The sequence below is a fragment of the Massilia sp. 01N417 genome, assembly GCF_056399645.1.
The window spans coordinates 242,449-257,554 of the sequence record NZ_JBFTRS010000002.1 but is presented as its reverse complement, the minus strand read 5'-3'; the positions used below and the strand labels follow the sequence as shown (position 1 = coordinate 257,554).

Sequence of the window (15,106 nt, the reverse complement as noted above, 5' to 3'; positions counted from 1 at the left end):
TCCGCGGCAATACCGCAGTCACCCTTCGCAACGTCGGCCTTCTCACCACATGGTCGCTGATCGTGGTGGTGGTGTGGGGCATGATCATTCTCAGCCTGCGCAGCTTGTCTCCCATCGTCGCCGTCGTCGGCTTCGTGCTGGTGCAGGCCGCGTATTTCGCCTTCGCCGTGCGCCTGGGGCGGCCGGCGCCGGTGCGGACGGTCTGCCGTTATGCGGCTGCCCTGCAACTGCAGGCCTTCATCGAACACACGGCCTTCTGGCTCGTGGCCATCCTGACCCTGCTTGCGATCATCTTCATGAACAGCGACGTCGAGACGGAGGCCCGGATACGGCAGGCAGTCACCGCGCCCGACGCCCTGCAGGGCATGCTGGGCTATCTCGTGACCCTGCCGGCGCTGGCGCTGCTGACCGGCGTGTGGCGCCTGCACCATCTCGGCTACACCACCGGCGCACTGGCCGCCGTCGCCGACGGCAGCCTGCTGCGCAAGTCGGTCCGCCTGTCCGGCGACGCCGGCGAAGTCCACGACGTGCTGGTACGCCGGCTGGAGCGCCTGATGGACAGCAGCACGCCCGGCCTCGACCGCCCGCTGACCGGAGGATTGCCGCGCCTGGTTGCGGTGCGCGAAGCGAACGCACTGCACTATGAGCTGATCTGGCCGAACTGCAGCCCGAATAAGCTGATGGTCTCGCTCCGCACCGGCAGCGACGCGGTGCCGGAAGTGGAGGTGGAGTGCCGGCTGCGCGACGGCATCTATCGCTGCTATCTGTTCGCGCCGCCGGCCGACGCCGTGGCCCAGATGCAGTACATCGAAGCCCACCTGCTGCAGCCCCTGCGCGCCGAGCTCTCGATGCTGTCCGCCGAGCGCCAGCGCGACGCCCTGCGCGAGCAGGCGGTGGAGGCCCAGCTGCGCATCCTGCAGGCCCAGATCGAACCCCATTTCCTGTTCAATTCCCTGGCCAACGTGCGCCACCTGTACCGCGAGGATGTTGGCGCGGGCGAGCACATGCTCGATCACCTGATCGCCTACCTGCGCTGCGCGATGGACGACCTGCGGGCCGAGCATTCCAGCGTGCGCAAGGAGATGGACCTGGCGCGCCACTACCTGACGATCATGCAGATCCGAATGGGTGAGCGCCTCGGCTACACCTTCACCGCCACCGACGCGCTGCTCGAGCATCCATTCCCGCCGGCGATGCTGATCTCGCTGGTGGAGAACGCGATCAAGCACGGCCTGGCCGATGCCGACCGCGGCACGATCTCGCTGGCGGCCGCCGCGGACGACGCCTGCCTGCGCCTGACGGTGGCCGACGACGGCCGCGGCTTCTCGAGCGTCGGCGGCACCGGCGTCGGCCTGTCGAACATCCGCCGCCGCCTGGAAGCCATGTACGGCAACCGCGCCTGGCTGGAAGTCGGCGCGCCGCCGTCCGGCGGCTTTGCCGCCACCATCGTCATTCCCCTCGAACCACTCCGTAATCCATGCCCACCGCCCTGATCGCCGAAGACGAACCTTTATTGCGCGCCGAACTGAAACAGGCGCTGGCCGAACTCTGGCCCGAACTGCAGATCGTCGCCGAGACCGCGGACGGCGCCGCGACCCTGGCGGCGCTGCGCACCCACGCGCCCGACATCGCCTTCCTCGACATCAATATGCCCAAGGCCAGCGGCCTGGACGTGGCGCGCGTGCGGCCACCCGGCACCGTCATCGTGTTCCTGACCGCCTACCACCAGCATGCCCTGGACGCCTTCGACGTCGGCGCGGTCGACTACCTGGTCAAGCCGCTCAACCGGGGCCGCCTGCTGGAGACGATCTCGCGGCTGCAGCTGCGCCAGCAGCCGGCCATCGCACCCGCGCCCGCCGCCGTAGCGCCCGCGGTGGCGGCGGCGCCGCGCTACCTGTCCTGGATCCAGGCCTCGGTCGGCAGCATCCTGCGTGTGATCACCACCGATGAAGTGATCTTCTTCCAGTCCGAAGCCAAGTACACCAAGGTCGTCACGCCGCAGACCGAGGCGCTGATCCGCATTCCCGTAAAAGACCTCGTGGAGCAGCTCGACCCGCAGGAATTCATCCAGGTCAGCCGTGGCGCCATCGTCAACCGGCGCCGGATCGACGCCGTCCACCGCCGCGAGGGCCAGATGCAGGTGCATTTGCGGGGCCGTGCCGAGGTGCTGAGCGTGAGCTCCGGCTACCAGGGCCAGGACGCCTTCCGCCAGATGTAGCGCCGCCGAATTCCCGGGAAAGCCGTATCCATTCCCGGGAATGCCGTGTTCGTCGCAAGCCTACTGGTGCCGGAAGTTGTCGGTTGGCAATATGCGGATGTCATCAAAACCAACCGACGAGAGCACACCATGAACTTCCCGCAGCTTATCCGTTCCTCCCTGTTTGCCGCCCTGCTGGGTGGCGCCGCCTCCACGGCCTTCGGCGCCGCCGCCGTGGCCGTCGGCGACGACAACTACACGTATACCGTGACCAACGCCGCCAGCCTCGACGAGGCCAAGGCGGAAGCCCTCGAGGAATGCGGCAAACGCGTCAACAACTGCAAGATCCTGACCAGCCGGACCGTCCCCGGCGCGATCGCCCTGGCCAAGGGCGACGACGGCATGTTCTCGGCCACCGACGATACGCCCGAAAAAGCCCGCGCCCGGGCGATGGCGGATTGCCGCAAGAACTACAAGAACTGCAAGTTCACGGCCCTGTACTGGGAGTCGGGCGGCAGCTGGGGCGCCTGGGCTCATGCCATGGACGAGAAAGGACTGCTGGTCGCGACCCAGTTCAGCTACAACTTCGGCAACGAAGCCGACGCCAGGGCCGATGCCCTCGACGAGTGCGCCAAACAGCAGAAAGGCAAGCCGGTCAGGTGCGAAGTAAAGACCCACTTCGGTGAGTGGGGCTATGCGGTGGCCGAATCCGCAAGCTATGCGTCGGTGCGCATGGAAGCGAGCATGGAGGCAGCGGTTGCCGCCGCCATGGCGAATTGCAAGGAGGGGGCGAAACCCGGCGAAACCTGCAAGCTGACCGTCAAGGCCTTCAACAGGGGCATGAGCAATGCCCCCGCATCCTTCGACAAGCTGGCCGCCCAGACCGAGGTCGCACGCAAGGCCAAGGCGCCTGCGCGCCAGGTCGCGACCCGCGCGGTCCAGGCCCTGAGCTGCACCAACCGCTGCGTGAACGGCAGCTGCGTACGCACCTTCGCCGATGGCCGCACCGAGAAATGGCAGGCGCCGCGCGTGTTCGACCCCTTCACCAACGACTGGAAGTGGAACACCAGCAGCTGCGGAGGCTGAGGCGCGGCGCGGTCCTAGCGCGTGCCGGCCTGCTCCTGCGCCAGCCGCAACGCCACCTTGTGCCGGAAGTAGCCTTCCTGCACATAGCGGTACAGGTTGGCGCCGGGGCACACGGTCTGTGTTGAAAAATCGCGGTGGCTGGCGATGTGGTCCAGCGGCACATCGTATTTATGCGCCAGCATCGCCATCAGCCGCACCACGGCGTCGAGCTGCTGCCGGTTCGGCTCGACCTCCTCGAAGTTGCCGACCACTTCGATCAGCGCATGGCCGGTCGGGTCGTATTCCGTGTTGGTGTCGCCGGCATAGTCGATCTTGCGGCCCTCGTAGATGTTGCCGTCGAGGTCGATGATGTAGTGGTAGGGGATGTCCAGCCAGTGCTTGGTGTTGCGCGACCAGGTCTGCAAGTTGCGCAGGTACTGGCGCGGATCGGTGCCTGGCCTGAAGGGTTCGCCCTGGTGGTGCAGGGTGATGTGGGTGATGGCCTGGCGATGCGCCTGCGCCGGGTCGGCCGGCGTGCCGCCCCAGGCGGCGACGGGGACGATGCTGCGCTCGACCTCGGGCAAGGTCTGGGCGAAGGCGGTGGTGGCGGCGAGCAGCAGGGAGAAGGCGAGGGCGGGGCGGATCGTCATTGCGGGTCATGCGCCGGAGCGCGATATAAAGCTGATAAGCTAGACGCGACAATAACATAGCGAGCCCTGCATGCGAACCATCGAACAAATCCTGAAATCCGCCAAGACCATCGCCGTGATCGGCATGTCGAACAAACCCGAACGCGCCAGCTACGAAGTGGCCGACTACCTGCAATCCCGGGGCTACGAGATCCTGCCCGTGAATCCGGCCTACGCCGGCCAGGAAATCCTCGGCCGCCCGGTCTACGCCACGCTGCAGGAAGCCGCCGATGCGCTGGCGAAGGACGGCCGCCGCATCGACGTGGTCGACGTCTTCCGCAAGTCCGAGGACGTGCCGCCGGTCGCCAAGGACGCCATCCACGTGCGCGCCGGCGTGCTGTGGATGCAGCTCGGGATCGAGAACCAGGCCGCGGCCGACCTGGCGCGCGCCGCCGGCCTGGAGGTCGTCATGAACCACTGCATGCTGATCGAGCACCGCAAGCTCGATGCCCAGGCATGAACGCCCGCGAGCGCTTCCGGGCGCCGAAGAAGCTCGAGCTGCGCGACGAGGATGCCGGCCTGACGCCGCTGCGCGAAAAGAACGGCAACGGCGGCGCCAAGCAGCGTGAGCGAGCGCTTACTGAGGAGTTGATCGGCCAGGTGGCCCGCTTCCAGGAGATGCTGTACGCCAGCCGCAAGCAGAAACTGCTGCTGGTCCTGCAGGGCATGGACACCGCCGGCAAGGATGGTACGACGCGCACGCTGTTCTCTCAGATCAGCCCCATGGGCATCCAGGCAACCGGCTTCAACGCCCCGACCGAGCGCGAGCGGGCCCACGATTTCCTGTGGCGCATCCACGCCCATGTGCCCGGTAACGGACTGATCGCGGTCTTCAACCGCAGCCACTACGAGGACGTGCTGGTGCCGCGCGTGCTGGGCGACATCGATGGCAAGGAGACCAAGCGCCGCTATGCCCACATCCGCGACTTCGAGCGCATGCTGGCGGAATCCGGCACCACGGTGGTCAAGATCTTCCTGCACATTTCCAAGGACGAGCAGAAGAAACGGCTGCAGGAGCGCCTGGACGATCCTGAGAAGCACTGGAAGTTCGACCCGACCGACCTGGCCGTGCGTTCGCAGTGGGACGCCTACCAGCGCGCCTACGAGGATGCGATCGCCGCCACCGACATCGACCATGCGCCCTGGTACATCGTGCCGGCCGATTCCAAGACTCACCGCAACCTGATCGTCGCGCATTTGCTGCTGGAGACCATGCAGGCCATGAATCTGTCGTGGCCGGCGCCGAAGGCCGACCTCGCGAAGGTCAAGGTGGAATAGAATGGGATTTCATTAATCCTTTTCTCGCCGCCATGTCCAAGACCATCGCCCTGCTGTTCTCCCTCGGCGCCGCCGTTGCCGCCACCGCGCCTGCCCAGGCCCAGAACGCTTCCCCCGCGGCGGCGCCCGCGGCGGCCCCGGCATCCTGCCCGGCCGTGCTGAAGCACACCTTCAAGCGCCTGCAGGACGAGGCGCCGCAGGACCTGTGCCAGTACGCCGGCAAGGTGGTGCTGGTGGTGAACACGGCCAGCTACTGCGGTTTTACCCCGCAATACCAGGGCCTGGAAGCCCTGTACGCCAAGTACGCGGCGCGCGGTCTGGTGGTGCTGGGCTTCCCGTCGAACGACTTCAAGCAGGAATCGGAAGACGCCAAGAAGATCGCCGACCTCTGCTACAACACCTATGGCGTGAAATTCCCGATGTTCGCCAGCACCCAGGTGACCGGCGCGAACGCGAATCCGCTGTACGCCGAACTCATCAAGGCGACCGGCAACCAGCCGAAATGGAATTTCAACAAGTACCTGATCGACCGTGACGGCAAGGTGCTCGAGTATTTCCCGAGCAAGGTGACGCCGCAGGATCCGGCGCTGGTGTCGAAGATCGAGCACGCGCTGGGCGGCTGAGCCCGCGCTAGCGCAGCCAGGCGGCGCGCACCTCGTCGACGCAGCGGCGGCGCGAACTGCGCGCCACCTCGTGCGGAGCGAAGGGTGCGCTGACGCGGTCGAGCAGGTCGACCGCGGCCGCCAGCCGCCGGCGCTGCTCCTCGCTTAATCCTTGCTGCGCGCCCAGGGCCGTCAGTTCGCGGATCAGGACGATGGCCGCCTCCTTGGCCGCGATCTCTTCCGGCAGCCCGGCGCGGGTGCACAGGCCATAGGTACCGTCCAGGAAGTGCCGCCACTCCGACGCGATGTGGGCATCGCCGCCCAAGCCCTCAGCGGCCGTGATCAAGCCTTCGTCTCCGAGATGCGCCAGCCGGCGCCGGTAGCGCGAGGCGAAGATCTCGTAAGCCTGGCGCGGATCGTCCAGCGCGGCCAGCAGGCCGGCCCAGGCGGGCGCACCTTGCGGGTACCAGTCGATCGCATGCTGCTCGCCGTGCGGGCCGAAGAAGGAATCGCAGGAGAGCTCGACACGCAGGCGGTAGGCGGGCCGCGGCATCATGCCGCGCTCCTGCAGTTCGCCAAGACGGCCCTCGTCGATGCCGCAGCGCGCCAGCAACTGCTCGCGGGTCAGGAAATGGGTGTTCAGGTAATCGATCAGTTTCATGCCGCCATGCTAGGGCAGGCGGGCAGCACGATGCTTCGGTCAGCGCCGAATCGTCGCCCGCAGCGGTCCGCGCAGGGCATTGCAGACCACGATCTGCTGGGCGCGCTCCAGGGTCTCGCGCGAGATCGGGCATTCGATCGCATTCCAGGCCGGATCGTCCAGCAGCACGGCCCGCATCACGCCGGGCAGCACGCCGGACGACAGCGGCGGCGTGTACCAGCGCTCGCCGACCCGCACGAACACGCTGCTGCGGCCGCCTTCGGCCAGTTCGCCGCGCTCGTTGAAGAACAGGGTGTCGAAGGCGCCTTCGCTTTCGGCCTGCTTCCAGGCGGCGTCGTAGCGGCTGCGGATGGTGGTCTTGTGGCGCGCGAACAGGGCGCTGGAGTCGACCGGCTCGTTTGATAACAGTACCTCGACCGGGCCTTCCAGCGGCGTCAGCGGCGCCGTCTGCACGACGACCTCGCCGTCCGGCTGCAGCGCCAGGCGCAGGCGGTGCGGGGCGTGTTCCGGCAGCACGGCGCTGGCGGCGATCGCGCCGGCCCGCGCCAGTTCCTCGGCGAAGGGATAGCCGAAGTAGGCGCTGGAAGCCCGCAGCCGCGCCAGGTGGCGCTCGAGGTGGCGGCAGCCGTCCTCGCGGGTGGCGTACATGGTTTCGAAGATCTGGAAGCCGTTCGGCAGCCCGGTCAGGAAGCCCGCCTTCAGCCGGCACTCGGCATATTCGGCGGCGGGATCGCTGTCGTGGACGATGCCGGCGCCGACCCCGAGTTCGCCGTGGCGCACGCCGTTGTGCTCGGGCTGCAGCACCAGGGTGCGGATCGGCACGGACAGGCAGAAGTCGCCGAAGCGCGCGCCGGACAGGGCCGCCGAGTGGGCGCCGAAGGCCGGCGGATCGATCCAGCCCAGTGCGCCCGTATAGATGCCGCGCGGGGCCGGCTCCAGCTCGTGGATGATCTCCATGGTGCGGCGCTTGGGCGCGCCGGTGATCGAGCCGCAGGGGTAGAGCGCGTCGAAGATGGCGTCCAGCCCGGTGCCGTCGCCCAGCTGGGCCTGGACGGTCGAGGTCATCTGCAGCACGCTGCTGTAGCGGCGCACTTCGAACAGGGCCGGCACGCCGACGCTGCCGGTGCGCGCGATCCGTCCGAGGTCGTTGCGCAGCAGGTCGACGATCATCAGGTTCTCGGCGCGGTTCTTCGGATCGGCCGCCAGCGCCGAGGAACGCACGGCGTCGATGTCCTGGTCGCCGCTGGCCGGCGCCGTGCCCTTCATCGGCCGCGCCAGCAGGCGGCCGGCATCGTGGCGCACGAACAGTTCCGGCGACAGCGACAGCACCGCGCGGCCGTCCGGCAGGGCGATCAGGGCGCCGTAGGGCACTGGCTGGCGCTCGCGCAGGCGCGCGTACAGGGCGAAGATCGAACCGAAGGCGTCGAAGCGGATGCGGTAGGTGTAGTTGACCTGGTAGGTGTCGCCGGCGGCGATGTAGTCGCGGATGCGTCCGATGGCGCGGGTGAAGGCCGCCTCGTCGACGTTGCTGCGCACGTCGGCGATCCCGGCCGGGCCGCCGGCGCCGGCGCGTTCGTCCAGCCAGTTCTTCACTTCGCCCGCCGACAGCAGCTCGACGCCGCGGAACAGCAGCACCTGGGCCAGCGGCGCATCCTGGACCGCGGCCGGCGGCACGATGCCGAGCAGCTGTTCGCCCAGCTCGTAGCTCAGCACCGGCACCGCGTACAGGCCGGACGCCAGCGCTTCCTGCAGGCGCGCCAGCAGCGCCGGCCATTCCTGCACCGTGTGGCAGGCCAGCATGCCGGCGTAGTCGCGGTACAGGCGCGAGCGGGAGGGCGGATTACCGTCCGCGCTGGCGTCGTCGAGCAGGGCAAAGATGCCGTCGTCCATTCGGGCTCCCGGTCAGGCGGCCAGCAGCAGCGACAGTTGCAGCGTGCTGTTTTCCGCCGGGTGCTGGCGGAAGCCGCTCTTGGCGAAGCGGTGCCAGCGTCCCGTCACATAGGACACCAGCAGGCTGGCGCGCGCGCCCACGTCTTCCTCGCGGCCGTGGCCCTGGGTGACCGCCACCCGCAGCGCGCCCTTGAACGCCAGTTCGACCTTGTCGTAGAACTGGTTCATGCGCAGTTGCAGGCGTTCGTCCTCGCCCACCAGGGCGTCGCCGATCAGTACCCGGGTCATGCCGGGATTATTCGCCGAGAACGAGAGCAGCATCTGCAGCATCGCATGCGCCTGGGCCACGCCGTCGTCTTCCCGTTCCGTGATCTGGTTGCACAGGCCGAAGACGCTGGACTCGATGAACTCGATCAGCCCTTCGAACATTTGCGCCTTGCTGGCGAAGTGGCGGTACAGCGCCGCCTCCGATACCGCCAGCTTCGCGGCCAGCGCTGCGGTCGTGATCTTCTCTCCCTTGGGGTGCTCCAGCATGGCCGCCAGGGCCTGGAGGATCTGCAGTTTTCGTTGGCCCGGCTTGGTGCTTGCCATGTTCTCGTGGTGCTCCGTATTCAGGTCGGATTTCAGGTCGATGAGCGCAGCCGGCGCAGGTGCGCCGGCAACTGAACTACGGATTTTACTTTGACATCGACATAAGCGGGTCGTTTTAGCATTTTCGGCAGGGGGGCTTTACCGCTCGGATCGGCGTAGCGCAGGTATTGCGTGACCCAGGCGGTGCGCATGCCGACCCGCTTGGCGTGCTTCAGGTTGACCAGGGTGTCCTCGACCAGCACGCAGCGCTGCGGCGCCAGGCGGTGCTTGCGCAGCAGCCGCCGCAGCATCAAGGTCGACGGCTTCGGGCGCAGCTGGCGGTGCACGTGCATGTCCTCGATCGCGATGTGGTGGGCGAAGTGGCGCTGCAGGCCGATGTGGCGCAGCACCTCGGTCGAATACGCGGTCGGCGCATTCGTCAGCAGGATCTTGCGGCCGGGCAGGCGCTTCAGCACCCGCGACAGGCCGCGTTCCCAGCGGATCATCTCCTGCAGGGCTTTCAGGTCGTGGGTCTCGCGCAGGAAGTCGGCGGCGTCGACCTGGTGGTGGCGGATCATGCCGAGCAGGGTCGCGCCGTAGCGCTTCCAGTAGCCGAGCCGCGCCGCATTCACCGCTTCCTGGCTGGCCGGCGTGGTGCCGTCGCCGAGCACGCGCGCGATATAGGTGTTCATGTTGGCGCTGATTGCCGGAAAGATCGCGTGGGAAGCGTCGTGCAGGGTGTTGTCGAGGTCGAACAGCCAGACGAGGGAGGAGGGAGTAGGCACGGCAAGCTTTGTAAGAGGAGGCAGCCTTGCATTATATCGACACCGCATGTGCGCATGCGCAGAGGGTGCCGATCGGGCAGTTTGATAATCAAATGGCAAGTCCGATTATCCATGCCGACGAGGAGCGCGTATGCCTCCGCTCATGTCCCGTGTTGTCCCCGCCATTGTCTGGCGATCCTTCGCCATGCTGTTCGGCCTGCTCTGGCTGGCCAGTCCCACGGCGACGGCGGCCGAGCGCGGCGCCCTGTTCCGGATTACCCTGGACGGCCACGAAATGCACCTGTTCGGCACCCTGCACGTCGGCCTGCCCGAGTTCTATCCGCTCGAGCCGCGCATCGCCGAGGCCCTGGCGCAGTCGTCCACCCTGGCGCTCGAGATCGATCCCGCGCAGCCGCAGCGCGAACTGCTGCGCGCCCTGCACGAGCACGGCATGCTGGCGCCCGGCAGCGCCGGCTACGAGGACATGGATCCCGAGCGCCGCGCCCTGCTCGAACGCCTGCTTGCGGAAGGCGGACTCGATGCCGCCAACGCCAGGACCTTCAAGCCGGTGCTGCTGGCGACCCTGCTGGCGATGGCCGAGTACACCAGGCAGGGCTACCGCAGCCAGCTGTCGAGCGAGGCCTGGCTGGCGCGCCAGGCGCGCGCGAAGGGCACCCGCATCCTCGAACTCGAATCGCTGGACCGCCAGCTGTCGCTGCTCGACCGCCTGGGCGAGCCCGAGCGCTGGCGCTTCCTCGACGAGACGATGGGCACGATCGTCTCCGGCGCCCAGCGCCGCGAAGCGCGCGCCATGGTGCAGGCCTGGAGCAGCGCCGACCGCGCCGGCCTCGACGCGATCGCCGCGCGCTGCGATGCGGATGCCAGCGTGTCCGGGAAATTCGTGAACCAGGTGCTGCTCAAGGAACGCAATGCCGGCCTGGCCGAGGGCCTGCTGCACTTGCTGCGCCAGGAAAGGAAGACCTTTGCCGCGGTCGGCGTGCTGCACCTGCTGGGAAACGGGAGCGTGACGGCGCTGTTGCGGGAGCAGGGCGCGCAGGTGGAGAGGATTTACTGAAGAAGAAAGAAAAGCGGAAAAGAAAAAAGGCCCGACAAGTCGGACCTTCTTTCTTCGATTCTGGCGGAGCGGACGGGGCTCGAACCCGCGACCCCCGGCGTGACAGGCCGGTATTCTAACCAACTGAACTACCGCTCCAGATGGTGCCCTTGACGTGGATTGAACACGTGGCCTCTCCCTTACCAAGGGAGTGCTCTACCACTGAGCTACAAGGGCATCGTTCTTCCATTTTGCAGCGACTTGAACCGCTGCAAAATTTCAGTGAGACCGGATCATAGTGCCAAAGGCCTGTTCGGTCAAGACTTCCAGCAACAAACTGTGTTCAATGCGCCCGTCGATGATGTGCACGGTATTGACGCCGGACTTGGCGGCATCCAGTGCCGACGAGATTTTCGGCAGCATGCCGCCGGAAATCGTACCGTCCGCGAACATCTCGTCGATCTCGCGCGCCGACAGGTCGGTCACCAGATTGCCCTGCTTGTCCTGCACGCCGGCGATGTTGGTCATCATGATCAGCTTTTCGGCCTTCAGGATTTCCGCAATCTTGCCGGCGACGACGTCGGCATTGATGTTGTAGGCCTGGCCATCCTGGCCGAAGCCGATCGGCGAGATGATCGGGATGAAGGCGTCGTCCTGCAGGGCCTTGACCACGGCCGGATTGATCGCCTCGATTTCGCCGACGAAGCCGATGTCGAGGAATTCGCCCGGCTTTTCCTTGTCCGGCATCGCCATGCGGCGTGCGCGGATCAGGCCGCCATCCTTGCCGGTCAGGCCGACTGCCTGGCCGCCGTAGTGGTTGATCAGCATGACGATGTCCTGCTGGACTTCGCCGCCCAGCACCCACTCGACCACTTCCATGGTCTCTTCGTCGGTGATGCGCATGCCTTGCACGAAGGTGCCCTGCTTGCCGATCTTTTTCAGGGCGTTGTCGATCTGGGGACCGCCGCCGTGTACCACCACCGGGTTCATGCCGACCAGCTTCAGCAGGATGACGTCGCGCGCGAAGCCGTGCTTCAGGCGTTCGTCGGTCATCGCGTTGCCGCCGTATTTGATGACGATGGTTTTTCCGTGGAAGTTGCGGATATAGGGAAGTGCTTCGGCCAGGATCTGCGCCTTGATCTGCGGCGAGACCGCAGTCAGGTCGTTCTTCTGGTCGTCGCCCGTCATTGTGCTCAGCGTAGCGTTCATTGAGGGTCCAAAAAGAATTTGCGAGATTTTACAGGCAATGGCCCGTCGCAGTGCGCATTATAAAGGCAGCTTGTTGTATTTTCCGGCTCATGCGGCTAAGGTGGGGCCATGAGCATTTGTACACGTTGCGGCGCCGCCTTCGCTTGCGCCATGGTGGACGGCGGCGGCGACCCATGCTGGTGCACCGCCTTGCCGCCGGTCGTTCCGGTTCCCGTCGCCCGATCCGGCGCGGAACAGCCCGTGCCCGGCTGCTGGTGTCCGGCCTGCCTGCACCAGCATATCGCGCAACAGCAAGAAGCGTCGTCCGGCAAGGTGTAAGGCCCGCATCGTCAGCGCCGGGTGCGGAAGAAGCGCATCATTTCGCGGCTCGCGTTCGGACCCTTGCCGTCGGTATAGGTGCCGCGGGCATCGCCACCCGACCAGGCATGGCCGAAGCCGTGCACCAGCCAGTGTTCCGCATGAATCGTGCCGTCCGGATGGCGGTGCACCGTGCGCGTGTAGGCGTGGCCGTCGGGTACCTGGCCCGGCTCGACCGCGACCTGCTCGGCCGCATGGCGCCGCCGGCGCCGGATCAATTCTTCGCCATTCGCCGGGTGCACGGTCGTGTCCTGGTCGCCGTGGAACACGATGATCGGCAGCTCGCGCACCTTGCCGCCTTTCGGCCGGCGGAAATCGCCCTTCATGGCGGCCATCGCCGTCGGCAGGTCGTGCGCGGCCGCGAAGGGCAGGCCGGAATGCACGCCCACCGCCGCATACAGCTCCGGATACAGGGTGCCCATGATGGCCGACATCGCGCCGCCGGCCGACAGCCCGGCCACGTACACCTGCTGTGGATCGACAACGTAGCGCGCCATGATGTCGCGCGTCATCCCGGCGATGATGGACGGCTCGCCCTGGTCGCGCTTCTGGTCGATCGCATTGAACCAGTTCCAGCAGCGGTGGGCATTGGCCTGCTGCGACTGGGCTGGATACAGGACCAGGCAATTCCACTCCTCGGCCAGCACGTTCATGCCGGTACCGAGCGCGAAGTCGTCCGGATTCTGGGTGCAGCCGTGCAGCATCACCAGCAGCGGAGACGGCTGGCCGGCATAGGTACTCGGCACGTAGAGCTTGTAGTCGCGGGTGCCGGCGTCGGTGGTGAACGATCCGTCGATGAAGTGGCCGGGCAGGCCGATCGCGGCCGCGCCGGTGGACAGCGGCGGCACATTGAAGGGGTTGACCGACTGGCCGATCCGGCTCAGGTCGGCCAGCATGTCGGAGACGGGATCAAAGCTCATCTGATTCGAGGCCGCTTTCTGTTTTGCCGCCGGGTGCATGCTGGAGGCGGTCTTGATCGATTCGCGCATCACGGTGCGCGCCACGGACGGACCGCGGCGCATCAGGGAACGGGTCGCGGCGCGCATTTGCGCCAGCAATTTATTACTTAGGGACATCAGCCCTCCTTTGTCGGCGCCATGGCCGCGCTTTTAGTGTTGCTCAGTCTTGGTCGGCAAACTTGCATCAACCTTACTGTGCGGGCCAAAGGGTCGAACTCTACGCCCATGAGCTTCCTGGTCAAGCGCGATTCGTCCGGATACGTTAATCTGCCCACCATGCGTCCCGAATTTCAGCCCGGCATCCGCTTCGAGTGGTACTACACGGTACCTGCACGCGCTACGGTGCCTCAGCTCTACCACGATACTCCATTCTGCCTCGACATGCCGGACGTGCTCGCTACCGGCTATATGGTCGGGATGATGGAACTTGCCTGTTTGCACGGCATGATGCCCTATATGGACTGGCCGAACGAACAGAGCCTGGGCACCATGGTCAGCTTCCAGCACCTGGCGCCGACGCCGCCCGGCATGACCCTGCACGTGAAGGGCGAAGTCCTCGAGGTCGACGGCCGCCGCGTGCGCTTCAGGGTCGAAGCCTGGGACGACGTCGAACGCATCTGCGAAGGCACCCATGAGCGCGTCGTGATCGATCCGGCGCGCTTCAATGCCAGACTGGCGGGCAAGATCGAGAAAGCTTCAGCATGACCATGAATCCGGAACAGCAAACCCCCGTCCCATCCCCCTGCATCAACATCTGCCGCATGGTCCCCTCGACCGGCCTGTGCGAAGGCTGCATGCGTACCATCGACGAGATCGTCGCCTGGGGCCGCGCCGACGACGACTACAAGCGCGCCGTGTGGGCCGAGATCCGGCGCCGCGAAGCGCAGCTCTTCGAGTGATGCGGCTGCCGGCCTCGATGCGGGTGTTCGAGCGCGGCTGGCTGTCCGCCAACAACATCCTGTTCAGCGGCCGCGCCGGCACGACCCTGGTCGACAGCGGCTACGTCACGCATGCCGATCAAACCCTGGCGCTGGTGCGGCACGCATTGGATGGCCGCCCGCTGGACAGGGTCGTCAACACCCACCTGCATTCGGATCACTGCGGCGGCAACGCGGCCTTGAAGGACGCCTTCGCTTGCCGCATCGCGGTTCCCGTCGCCGAAGCCGATAAAGTCCGGGCCTGGGACGAGGAAGCGCTGAGCTACCTCGCCACCGGCCAGCAATGCGCGCGCTTCAGCGTCGACGAGACCGTCGCCCCCGGCGACGTGCTGGTCATGGGAGACTTGCAGTGGCAGGCCCTGGCCGCGCCCGGCCACGATCCGCACGCACTGCTGTTCTGGTGCGAAGAAGAGGGCATCCTGATCGCCGGCGACGCGCTGTGGCAGAACGGCTTCGGTGTGATCTTTCCCGAACTGGCGGGCGAGCCCGGCTTCGACGAGGTGGGGGCCACGCTCGACCTGATCGCCTCGTTGCGGCCGGGTCTCGTCATTCCCGGCCATGGCGCGCCGTTTGCCGATGTCGACGCCGCTTTGCAGCGGGCTTACGGCCGCCTCGATTTTTTGGCTGCCGACCCGGTGCGCAACGCCGAGAATGCCGTCAAGGTACTGCTGAAATTCCTGCTGCTGGAACGCCGCAGCATGCCGCTGGCCGGAGTGGAAGCCCTGTTCGACACCGTGCCGCTGCTGGTGCTGGCGCGTGAGCGCTTCCTGCCGCGTCCGGCCGCCGAACTGGCGCGCTGGGCGGTGCAGGCGCTGCTAAAGGCCGGCGCGGCGCGGCTGCAGGGTGAGCTGCTGCTGGACAGCTGAGCACTGG

The 15,106-nt window shown here is 66.7% G+C and carries 18 protein-coding genes and 2 tRNA genes; 11 read left to right on the top strand and 9 right to left on the bottom strand.

The features are described from left to right. Window positions 1–80: 80 nt before the first annotated feature. The 3 genes from AC1DOQ_RS03290 to AC1DOQ_RS03280 all read left to right on the top strand — a co-directional run bounded on the left by AC1DOQ_RS03290 (window position 81) and on the right by AC1DOQ_RS03280 (window position 3,283). Window positions 81–1,493 carry a sensor histidine kinase gene (locus tag AC1DOQ_RS03290; protein WP_477360241.1) on the top strand — a complete coding sequence of 471 codons (1,413 nt, stop codon included), beginning with the start codon at window positions 81–83 and terminating at the stop codon, window positions 1,491–1,493. After that, complete coding sequence (locus AC1DOQ_RS03285; protein WP_477360239.1) at window positions 1,478–2,218, top strand: LytR/AlgR family response regulator transcription factor; 741 nt, start codon at window positions 1,478–1,480, stop codon at window positions 2,216–2,218. Before AC1DOQ_RS03290 ends, AC1DOQ_RS03285 begins: the two co-directional genes overlap by 16 nt. Before the next feature lie 129 nt (window positions 2,219–2,347). Continuing rightward, the gene (locus AC1DOQ_RS03280; RefSeq protein ID WP_477360237.1) at window positions 2,348–3,283 is read left to right on the top strand and encodes a DUF4189 domain-containing protein; all 936 of its coding nucleotides are present in this window, start codon (window positions 2,348–2,350) and stop codon (window positions 3,281–3,283) included. 14 nt (window positions 3,284–3,297) lie between these two features. Here AC1DOQ_RS03280 and AC1DOQ_RS03275 read toward each other — a convergent pair whose 3' ends face one another. Then, complete coding sequence (locus tag AC1DOQ_RS03275) at window positions 3,298–3,912, bottom strand: peptidoglycan recognition protein family protein (RefSeq protein ID WP_477360235.1); 615 nt, start codon at window positions 3,910–3,912, stop codon at window positions 3,298–3,300. A 70-nt stretch (window positions 3,913–3,982) separates the two neighbouring features. Between AC1DOQ_RS03275 and AC1DOQ_RS03270 the strand changes: the two genes are divergently transcribed. Genes AC1DOQ_RS03270 through AC1DOQ_RS03260 form a run of 3 tightly spaced genes read left to right on the top strand, consistent with a single transcriptional unit; the run spans window position 3,983 to window position 5,852 of the window. Beyond that, window positions 3,983–4,411, top strand: coding sequence for a CoA-binding protein (locus AC1DOQ_RS03270; protein ID WP_477360233.1), 429 nt, complete (start codon window positions 3,983–3,985; stop codon window positions 4,409–4,411). Beyond that, window positions 4,408–5,229: a PPK2 family polyphosphate kinase gene (locus AC1DOQ_RS03265; RefSeq protein WP_477360231.1), complete on the top strand. Its 822-nt coding sequence runs from the start codon at window positions 4,408–4,410 to the stop codon at window positions 5,227–5,229. The genes AC1DOQ_RS03270 and AC1DOQ_RS03265 overlap by 4 nt, the downstream gene beginning before the upstream one ends. Before the next feature lie 32 nt (window positions 5,230–5,261). After that, entirely contained in the window at window positions 5,262–5,852 is a 591-nt protein-coding gene (locus tag AC1DOQ_RS03260) for a glutathione peroxidase (RefSeq protein ID WP_477360229.1), read from the top strand. A 7-nt stretch (window positions 5,853–5,859) separates the two neighbouring features. Here AC1DOQ_RS03260 and AC1DOQ_RS03255 read toward each other — a convergent pair whose 3' ends face one another. Genes AC1DOQ_RS03255 through AC1DOQ_RS03240 form a run of 4 tightly spaced genes read right to left on the bottom strand, consistent with a single transcriptional unit; the run spans window position 5,860 to window position 9,785 of the window. After that, window positions 5,860–6,492 carry a DUF6058 family natural product biosynthesis protein gene (locus AC1DOQ_RS03255; RefSeq protein ID WP_477360227.1) on the bottom strand — a complete coding sequence of 211 codons (633 nt, stop codon included), beginning with the start codon at window positions 6,490–6,492 and terminating at the stop codon, window positions 5,860–5,862. A 39-nt stretch (window positions 6,493–6,531) separates the two neighbouring features. Further along, window positions 6,532–8,382, bottom strand: a complete 1,851-nt coding sequence (locus AC1DOQ_RS03250; protein ID WP_477360225.1) for a chorismate-binding protein — start codon at window positions 8,380–8,382, stop codon at window positions 6,532–6,534. A 12-nt stretch (window positions 8,383–8,394) separates the two neighbouring features. Beyond that, window positions 8,395–8,973: a nucleoid occlusion factor SlmA gene (slmA, locus tag AC1DOQ_RS03245; protein ID WP_477360223.1), complete on the bottom strand. Its 579-nt coding sequence runs from the start codon at window positions 8,971–8,973 to the stop codon at window positions 8,395–8,397. A gap of 32 nt (window positions 8,974–9,005) precedes the next feature. Further along, window positions 9,006–9,785 carry a pyrimidine 5'-nucleotidase gene (locus tag AC1DOQ_RS03240; RefSeq protein WP_477360221.1) on the bottom strand — a complete coding sequence of 260 codons (780 nt, stop codon included), beginning with the start codon at window positions 9,783–9,785 and terminating at the stop codon, window positions 9,006–9,008. 82 nt (window positions 9,786–9,867) lie between these two features. On the opposite strand from AC1DOQ_RS03240, the gene AC1DOQ_RS03235 reads away from it, so the two are divergent. Continuing rightward, a complete protein-coding gene (locus tag AC1DOQ_RS03235; RefSeq protein WP_477360219.1) occupies window positions 9,868–10,791 on the top strand; it encodes a TraB/GumN family protein in 924 nt (307 codons plus the stop codon). A 61-nt stretch (window positions 10,792–10,852) separates the two neighbouring features. Here the strand turns inward: AC1DOQ_RS03235 and AC1DOQ_RS03230 are convergent. The 3 genes from AC1DOQ_RS03230 to argB all read right to left on the bottom strand — a co-directional run bounded on the left by AC1DOQ_RS03230 (window position 10,853) and on the right by argB (window position 11,979). After that, window positions 10,853–10,929 (bottom strand) — tRNA-Asp (locus AC1DOQ_RS03230). 3 nt (window positions 10,930–10,932) lie between these two features. Further along, window positions 10,933–11,007 (bottom strand) — tRNA-Thr (locus AC1DOQ_RS03225). 42 nt (window positions 11,008–11,049) lie between these two features. Continuing rightward, a complete protein-coding gene (argB, locus tag AC1DOQ_RS03220) occupies window positions 11,050–11,979 on the bottom strand; it encodes an acetylglutamate kinase (RefSeq protein WP_197416498.1) in 930 nt (309 codons plus the stop codon). Window positions 11,980–12,087: 108 nt separating this feature from the next. On the opposite strand from argB, the gene AC1DOQ_RS03215 reads away from it, so the two are divergent. After that, entirely contained in the window at window positions 12,088–12,297 is a 210-nt protein-coding gene (locus AC1DOQ_RS03215) for a cysteine-rich CWC family protein (RefSeq protein WP_477360217.1), read from the top strand. 11 nt (window positions 12,298–12,308) lie between these two features. Here AC1DOQ_RS03215 and AC1DOQ_RS03210 read toward each other — a convergent pair whose 3' ends face one another. After that, complete coding sequence (locus tag AC1DOQ_RS03210) at window positions 12,309–13,412, bottom strand: extracellular catalytic domain type 1 short-chain-length polyhydroxyalkanoate depolymerase (protein ID WP_477360215.1); 1,104 nt, start codon at window positions 13,410–13,412, stop codon at window positions 12,309–12,311. A gap of 159 nt (window positions 13,413–13,571) precedes the next feature. Here AC1DOQ_RS03210 and AC1DOQ_RS03205 point away from each other — a divergent pair, with 159 nt between their 5' ends. The 3 genes from AC1DOQ_RS03205 to AC1DOQ_RS03195 are packed head-to-tail and all read left to right on the top strand — an operon-like array spanning window position 13,572 to window position 15,099. Next, complete coding sequence (locus AC1DOQ_RS03205; RefSeq protein ID WP_477360213.1) at window positions 13,572–14,000, top strand: thioesterase family protein; 429 nt, start codon at window positions 13,572–13,574, stop codon at window positions 13,998–14,000. A gap of 2 nt (window positions 14,001–14,002) precedes the next feature. Next, the gene (locus AC1DOQ_RS03200; RefSeq protein ID WP_442123927.1) at window positions 14,003–14,194 is read left to right on the top strand and encodes a DUF1289 domain-containing protein; all 192 of its coding nucleotides are present in this window, start codon (window positions 14,003–14,005) and stop codon (window positions 14,192–14,194) included. Beyond that, a complete protein-coding gene (locus AC1DOQ_RS03195) occupies window positions 14,194–15,099 on the top strand; it encodes an MBL fold metallo-hydrolase (RefSeq protein WP_477360425.1) in 906 nt (301 codons plus the stop codon). The genes AC1DOQ_RS03200 and AC1DOQ_RS03195 overlap by 1 nt, the downstream gene beginning before the upstream one ends. The last annotated feature ends 7 nt before the right edge of the window (window positions 15,100–15,106 follow it).